Here is a 6,725-nt window from a genome sequence, read left to right on the forward strand (position 1 = left end):
CTGCAGGCCGGGGCGGATTTCGAAAATGCTGCGTGGCAGCGCGATGTCGTCGTTCAGGAGCATGGCCGTGGGTCTCCGTCGTCGTGGCGCCGTGCGGGCGCCGGTCCGGCGTGGGGCTGTGCGCGCAACGTCCGCAGTATAAACACGTTTTTTTCTCCGGGGGCAAGCCCTTCGGGTGCGGCGCCCCGTGGCGCCTGCCAGTCGCCGGGGCGGGGGCCTGGGGGCGGGCGCTGGTCGCGTCCGCCTTGCCCGTTGCGCCCAGTGCGCCGTCCCGTGCGGGCGCGGCTTGCCAAGGGCGCCCCTTCAATGGATAATGGGCGGATAACGCAACCGCGACGAGGACAGCCCGTGACCGAGACCGCGCACCAGGAACTGAATCTGCGCCAGATGCCCATCGAGGCCGTGGCGGCCTACTGGCTGTCGCTGCGCAAGGTCATGGGCCCGAAGTTCGCGCCCCGGACGCTCCAGGACGAGGCCGCCAACACCTCGGAGCCCTTCATCCGCTATATGCTCGACCTCGGGCTGTGCGGGCTGGACGAGGCCACCATCCGCCGCGCGGGGCTGCGCCGCCGCGACACCGCCCTGCGCGAGCTGGGCCAGAAGCTCGGGCTGATGCGCGACGCGCTGCTGTCCATGGCCGCCGCCGAGAACCCGCGCCTGGCCCTGGCGCGGATGCTCGCGCGCCTGCCCGACCCGAACCTGGGCGAGGAGGGCGTGACCCGCCTGGCCCTGGACATGGTGCGCTTCGTGGAACAGGGCGGCGAGGGCACGACCCTGGCGGTGGACACCGCCCTGGGCGCCGAGGAGCTCCTGGTGCGGCTCATGTTCTATGTGCTGTGGGCCCGGCGCGAGGGCCGGGCCGCGGCCTGGCCCCTGGGCGGCGGGAGCTGCCGGTTCTTCGGCCAGGGGCTGGCCCTGGCCAGCGACGGCCACGACCGCAGCTTCGTCAAGGCCTGCCTGGACACCTCCTCCGCCGAGATCCTGGCCGATTTCCAGATCAAGATGGACCTGTGCGTGGACATGGTCCTGGCCCTGCGCGCCAAGGCCGGCTACGACGACCTGTACCGCCTGGCGCGGGCCTACCTGCCTTGAGGCCCGCCGTGCCCGGCACTTTTCCCCCCGCTTCGCCCCAGGCCCGGGCCTGGACCGTGCCCGGCGCCGCGCGCGGCGAGCGCCTGGACGCGTTTTTGGCCAGCCTGCTCGCGGGCGAGGGCGTCTCGCGCGGGGCCGTGCAGGAGATGATCCGCCAGGGCCGGGTGACCCTGGACGGGCGGGTTCCGGCCAAGCCCGGGCTGCGCCTGGCCGGGGGCGAGGCCCTGGCCGCCAGCATCGAAACCGCGGGCACCGCCCTGGCCCCCGAGGCGGGCGAGCTGCGCGTGGTCCACGAGGACGCGCGGCTGGCGGTGGTGGACAAGCCCGCCGGGCTCACTGTCCATCCCGCCCCCGGCCTGGAGACGGGCACCCTGGTCCACCGCGTGCTGCACCGCTGGCCGCAGGCCGCGCTCATGGACGGCCCGCGCCCCGGCATCGTCCACCGCATCGACAAGGACACCTCGGGGCTTTTGCTGGTGGCCCTGGACGAGGCCACGCGGCTGGCCCTGGCCGAGGATTTCGCCCTGCGCCGGGTGCGCAAGGAATACCTGGCCCTGGTCCACGGCGTGCCCCGGCCCCGGGTCGAACCGTGGGGCGAGATCGACGCGCCCCTGGGCCGCGACCCCCGGCACAAGACGAAAATGGCCGTCCTGCCCTCGGGCGGGCGCCAGGCGCACACGTCGTGGCGGGTGCTGTGGGCCGCGCCCGGCGGAGTGGCCAGCCTCGTGCTGGTGCGCATCCACACCGGGCGCACACATCAGATCCGCGTACACATGGCCCATATCGGGCACCCCCTGCTGGGCGACGCGGTCTACGGCTCGCGCCAGCACGCCGAGTTCGCCGCCGTCACGGGGCTGGACCCGGCCCTGGCCGGGCGCCAGATGCTGCACGCCTGGCGCCTGGGCTTCACCCATCCGCAGACCGGCGCGGCCCTGAGCCTTTGGACCCCGCCGCCCGAGGATTTCCAGGCCCTGGCCCTGGCCCTGGGCCAGACGGCGCTGCGCGTGGGGCTGGTGGGCATGCCCGGCTGCGGCAAGTCAGCCCTGGCGGGGTTCCTGGCCGGGGCGGGGCTGCCCGTGTTCAGCGCGGACCGCTGCGTGGCCGAACTCTACGGCCCGGGGGCCGACGGCTGGGTGCTCCTGCGCCGCCGCTTCGGCGCGGCCCTGGCCCCCGACGGCCGCCCCGTGGACAAGGCCGCGCTGCTGGAGCTGATGCGCTCGGGCGAGGCCCTGCGCCGCGAGGTGCAGGACATGGTTCATCCCCTTGTGCGCCATCGGCTGGAGGAGTTCTGGCGCGCCCACGCCCGGGCCGGGGTGGCCGTGGCCGAGGTGCCGCTGCTGCTGGAGGGCGGCTGGCCCGCCCAGGGGCTGGTGGACGCGGTCCTTGGCGTGCACTGCCCCGAGGCCGTGCGCCGGGCCCGGCTGCGCGAGCTGCGCGGCTGGGACGACGCGACCCAGGCCACCCTGGAGGCCTGGCAGTGGCCCGAGGCCGACAAGCTGGCCCGCTGCGACCTTGTGGCCGACAACGGCGCCGACCTGGAGGCCCTGGCCGCCGAGGCCCGGCGGGTGCTCGCGGCCCTGCGCGGGCTGGCGGCCGGGCGCCGGGAGCGCACGGCCCGGGCCCTGGACGCCCTGTGGACCCCCGACCCCCAGGACGCGCCGTGATCCCCCTGCGCGACAGCATCCCCCGGGTGCATACGCCCTGGGCCACCTGGGCCATCATCGCCTGCAACGCCCTGGCCTTTTCCTGGACCCTGAGCCTTGGCCCCCAGGCCCGCGAGGTGCTTTTCCATCTGCTGGGGGTCGTCCCGCTGCGTTTTTCCGAGCCGGCCCTGGCGGCCCAGGTGGGCTTCCCGCCCCACGGGCAGTACGCCTTTCTGACCTACATGTTCCTGCACGGCGGCTGGCTGCATTTCCTGGCCAACATGTGGACGCTCTGGATCTTCGCCGACAACATCGAGGACGTGATGGGGCCGCTGCGCTTCCTGTGCTTCTACGTCTGCTCGGGGCTGGCGGCACTGGGGGTCCACTATGTGTTCGAGATGCACTCGCCGGTGCCCGTGGTGGGCGCCAGCGGGGCCATAGCCGGGGTCATGGGCGCCTATTTCCTGCTCTACCCCCACGCGCGGGTGACGACCCTGGTGCCGCTGTTCTTCATCCCGCTGATTTTCGACCTGCCCGCCGTGATCTTCCTGGGCTTCTGGTTCCTGTCGCAGTTCTTTTCGGGCGTGGCGGGGCTGGTGGCCCCGGGGCAGGGCGGGGGCATCGCCTGGTGGGCGCACGCCGGGGGCTTCGTCGCCGGGGCGGTGCTGCTGCCGCTGTTCCGCCGCCCGGGGCGCTGCCGCTTCTGCGTGGCGCCCGAGGACGACCCCCTGCGCCGCTTCCCCTTCCTGCGGCGCTGAACGCGGGCCGCGCCGTCCCGGGAGTGGACTTTTCCGCAAATCTGTTTATTGGTTTTGGGCGCGCGGGCGGGGCCCCCTCCCGGCGCAATCCGAATCGAGGGACGCCAATGTTGAAAATCGAGAATCTGCATGTGCGGATCGGCGAGCGGGAGGTGCTGCGCGGCATCGACCTGGAGATCGCCGAGGGCGAGACGTTCATCCTGTTCGGCCCCAACGGCTCGGGCAAGACCACCCTGCTCATGACCCTCATGGGCTTTGGCAACTACACCATCACCGAAGGCCGCATCCTGTTCAAGGACGTGGACATCACCCACGCGCCCATCCACGAGCGCGCGCGCCTGGGCATCGGCATGAGCTTCCAGCGCCCGCCGACCATCCACGGCCTCAAGACCCGCCACCTGGTGCAGATGTGCGCCGCCCACGGCAACAACAAGAACGGCGTCGACGTGGAGGCAATGGCCGGGCGGGTCAATTTCGACACCTTCCTGGACCGCGACATCAACGCGGGCTTCTCCGGCGGCGAGATCAAGCGCTCCGAACTGCTCCAGCTCATGGCCCAGGCTCCGGACCTGGTGCTCTTCGACGAGCCCGAGTCCGGGGTGGACCTGGAGAACATGAAGCTCATCGGCACCACGGCGCGCAGGCTGCTGGACGGCTTCATCGAGCCCACCCCGGGCGTGTCCATGAAGGAGCAGAAATCGCGCCGCAGGACCGCCGGGCTGATCATCACCCACACCGGCTACATCCTGGAATACGTCAACGCCGACCGCGGGCAGGTCATGTACAACGGCCATCTGTGCTGCGAGGCCCGCCCGCGCGACATTCTCGACCATGTGGGCCGCTATGGCTACCAGGAGTGCGTGCGCTGCCTGAGCCAGCCGGGCAGCATCCAGGAATCCTTGGGAGGCGCGCAATGACCGGACCCGAATTCAAGCTCTCCGACTTCTCCTTCGACGGCGCCCAGGCCCCCGGCATCGAGGACCTCTCCACCTTGGACGCGGCCGACAAGAAGCGCCTGCTCTACGCGGGCGTGGACGTGGACCAGAAGGACCGCGCCGGATCGTTCCTGCACATGGACCACTCCGGGGTCCACTGCCATTCCAGCAACCCCGGGGTCGAGATCCTGGACATCAAGCGCGCCCTGAAGAAGTACGACGGCCTGCCCGGCCACTTCTGGACCCAGGTGGACCCCGACAAGGACGAGTTCACCCGCGCGGCGCGCGAGAACCTGCACGGCGGCTACTTCGTGCGCACCCGGCCCGGGGCGCGCATCAAGGAGCCCGTGCAGTCCTGCCTGTTCCTCAAGGGCCAGGCCGTGGGCCAGAACGTCCACAACGTGGTCATCGTCGAGGAGGACTCGGAGCTGCACATCATCACCGGCTGCGCCGTGGCGGGCGAGGACCAGTCCGCCGCGCACCTGGGCATCAGCGAGTTCTTCATCAAGAAGGGCGGCAAGCTGACCTTCACCATGATCCACAACTGGGGCCACAACACGGTGGTCCGCCCGCGCACCGCGGGGGTCGTGGAGGCCGGGGGCGTGTTCCAGAACAACTATGTGCTGCTCAAGCCCGTGAAGACGCTGCAATCCTACCCGGCCATCACCCTGGCGGGCGAGGGCGCCGTGGCGCGTTTCAACTCGGTCATCGTCGCCCCGGCCGGTTCGCATGTGAACTCCGGCAGCCGCATCAACCTGAACGCCCCGGGCACGCGCGGCGAGATCATCTCGCGGACCATGACCACCGGCGGCACCATCATCGCCCCGGCCAACATCACGGCCAACGCCGTGCCCGCGCGCGGGCACCTGGAGTGCAAGGGGCTGATCATCGGCGAGGGCCGCATCTGGGCCATCCCCGAGCTGGACGGCACCCTGGAGGGCGTGGAACTGTCCCATGAGGCCGCCGTGGGCAAGATCGCCCAGGAGGAGATCGAGTACCTCCAGGCGCGCGGCATGGACGAGGACGAGGCCACCTCCACCATCGTGCGCGGCTTCCTCAACGTGGACATGGACGGCCTGCCCGAGAAGCTCCAGCAGGCCATCAGCGAGCAGATCGACCAGCTCGACTCCAGCGACGCCATGTAGCGGCGCGCGGCCCCCGGCGCCCTGGGCGCGGGGGAGGCGGCGGCCGGGCGCAAGGCCCGGGGGCGGCACGGCCCCCGGGCTTTTTCGCGCCCGTTTCGGGGCGTCCCCGGCCTCGGGAAAAGATTCACGTCGGTTGACGGCGGCCGGGAAATGGAACACAACCGCAGGCACGGACCGCAACGGCCCGTGTTTGTTCGATTGCGAGAAAGGGTGGACGGATCGTTTGCGCCCTGCGGCGGGGGAGCCGCAGGACGACGCGCGGGCGGTCCCCATGCAGACCGAGAGGATGGATGCCGGGATACAAGGGACACCTGGCGGGCGCCGGTCTTGTGGCCGGGTGCGCCTGGGCGGCTCTTGGAGCCTGGCTCCCGGCCCATGAACCGGGGCCGCTTCTGGGCAGCGTGCTTGTCGCCGTGTGCGTGCTGGCGGCGCTGTTCCCCGATGTGGACACGGACTCCAAGGGCCGGGGGCTGTTCTACGCCATCCTGGCCGCCGTGGACCTGGGGCTCCTGGTGCGCGGGCAGTACCGCTGGGCCGCCGTGCTGGGGTTCGCCGCCATGCTGCCGGCCCTGGGCCACCACCGGGGCTGGACGCACAGCTGGTGGGCCATGCTGGTTGTCCCGCTGCCCATCCTGGTGCTGCCGGTGGCCTTCTACGGCGTGGAGCCCCTGGCGCTGGTGCCGTTCTACGTCGCCGCCGTGCTGGGCTACCTCTCGCACCTGGCGCTCGACGCGCTGCTATGATCCCGGGCGCCCGTGCAGGGCCGACCCTCCCCGCCCCAGGCCAGTAAGGAAAACCGATGCGCAAGATCTGTGCCCGTTGCCTGCACTGGGTGCCCCCCAAGGACAAGCCCATCCTGTGCGATGTGGAGGGGGTCTGCCTGTTCCGCCCGCCCGGGGAGGCGGGCGGGGAGCCCCCGCGCTACGAATGCCTGACCGAGGCCTGCGGCTGCTGCGAGTTCTACGAACCCAACCCGGCCCTGGCCCCCGGGCAGGACGGCGACGGGAACTGAACCGGACCCGGGCCCTTGGCCGTGAAAAAGCCCCGGGGCGCCAAGGCGCCCCGGGGCTTTTTCACGGCCAAGGGCCCGGGTCCGGCTCAGTTCCCGTCGCCGTCCCGCCCGGGGGCCAGGGCCGGGTTGGGTTCGTAGAA

Annotated in this window: 7 protein-coding genes; all 7 read left to right on the forward strand. The window is 71.6% G+C overall.

The genetic code is table 11. The features are described from left to right. Nucleotides 1–348 precede the first annotated feature (348 nt). The 7 genes from M0P34_RS12650 to M0P34_RS12680 all read left to right on the forward strand — a co-directional run bounded on the left by M0P34_RS12650 (nt 349) and on the right by M0P34_RS12680 (nt 6,585). Entirely contained in the window at nt 349–1,092 is a 744-nt protein-coding gene (locus M0P34_RS12650) for a hypothetical protein (RefSeq protein ID WP_291499696.1), read from the forward strand. An 8-nt stretch (nt 1,093–1,100) separates the two neighbouring features. Continuing rightward, nucleotides 1,101–2,756, forward strand: a complete 1,656-nt coding sequence (locus M0P34_RS12655; RefSeq protein ID WP_291499698.1) for a dephospho-CoA kinase — start codon at nt 1,101–1,103, stop codon at nt 2,754–2,756. Next, a complete protein-coding gene (locus tag M0P34_RS12660; RefSeq protein WP_291499700.1) occupies nt 2,753–3,493 on the forward strand; it encodes a rhomboid family intramembrane serine protease in 741 nt (246 codons plus the stop codon). The genes M0P34_RS12655 and M0P34_RS12660 overlap by 4 nt, the downstream gene beginning before the upstream one ends. Nucleotides 3,494–3,600: 107 nt before the next feature. Continuing rightward, nucleotides 3,601–4,410, forward strand: a complete 810-nt coding sequence (locus M0P34_RS12665) for an ABC transporter ATP-binding protein (protein WP_291499702.1) — start codon at nt 3,601–3,603, stop codon at nt 4,408–4,410. Further along, the gene (locus M0P34_RS12670) at nt 4,407–5,573 is read left to right on the forward strand and encodes a SufD family Fe-S cluster assembly protein (RefSeq protein ID WP_291499706.1); all 1,167 of its coding nucleotides are present in this window, start codon (nt 4,407–4,409) and stop codon (nt 5,571–5,573) included. The genes M0P34_RS12665 and M0P34_RS12670 overlap by 4 nt, the downstream gene beginning before the upstream one ends. A gap of 290 nt (nt 5,574–5,863) precedes the next feature. Further along, on the forward strand, nt 5,864–6,316 hold the full coding sequence (locus M0P34_RS12675) for a metal-dependent hydrolase (RefSeq protein ID WP_291499708.1): 453 nt from the start codon (nt 5,864–5,866) through the stop codon (nt 6,314–6,316). A gap of 56 nt (nt 6,317–6,372) precedes the next feature. Then, nucleotides 6,373–6,585, forward strand: coding sequence for a hypothetical protein (locus M0P34_RS12680; RefSeq protein WP_291499710.1), 213 nt, complete (start codon nt 6,373–6,375; stop codon nt 6,583–6,585). The last annotated feature ends 140 nt before the right edge of the window (nt 6,586–6,725 follow it).

This window comes from Desulfocurvus sp., from assembly GCF_023230885.1.
Taxonomy (GTDB): domain Bacteria; phylum Desulfobacterota; class Desulfovibrionia; order Desulfovibrionales; family Desulfovibrionaceae; genus Desulfocurvus.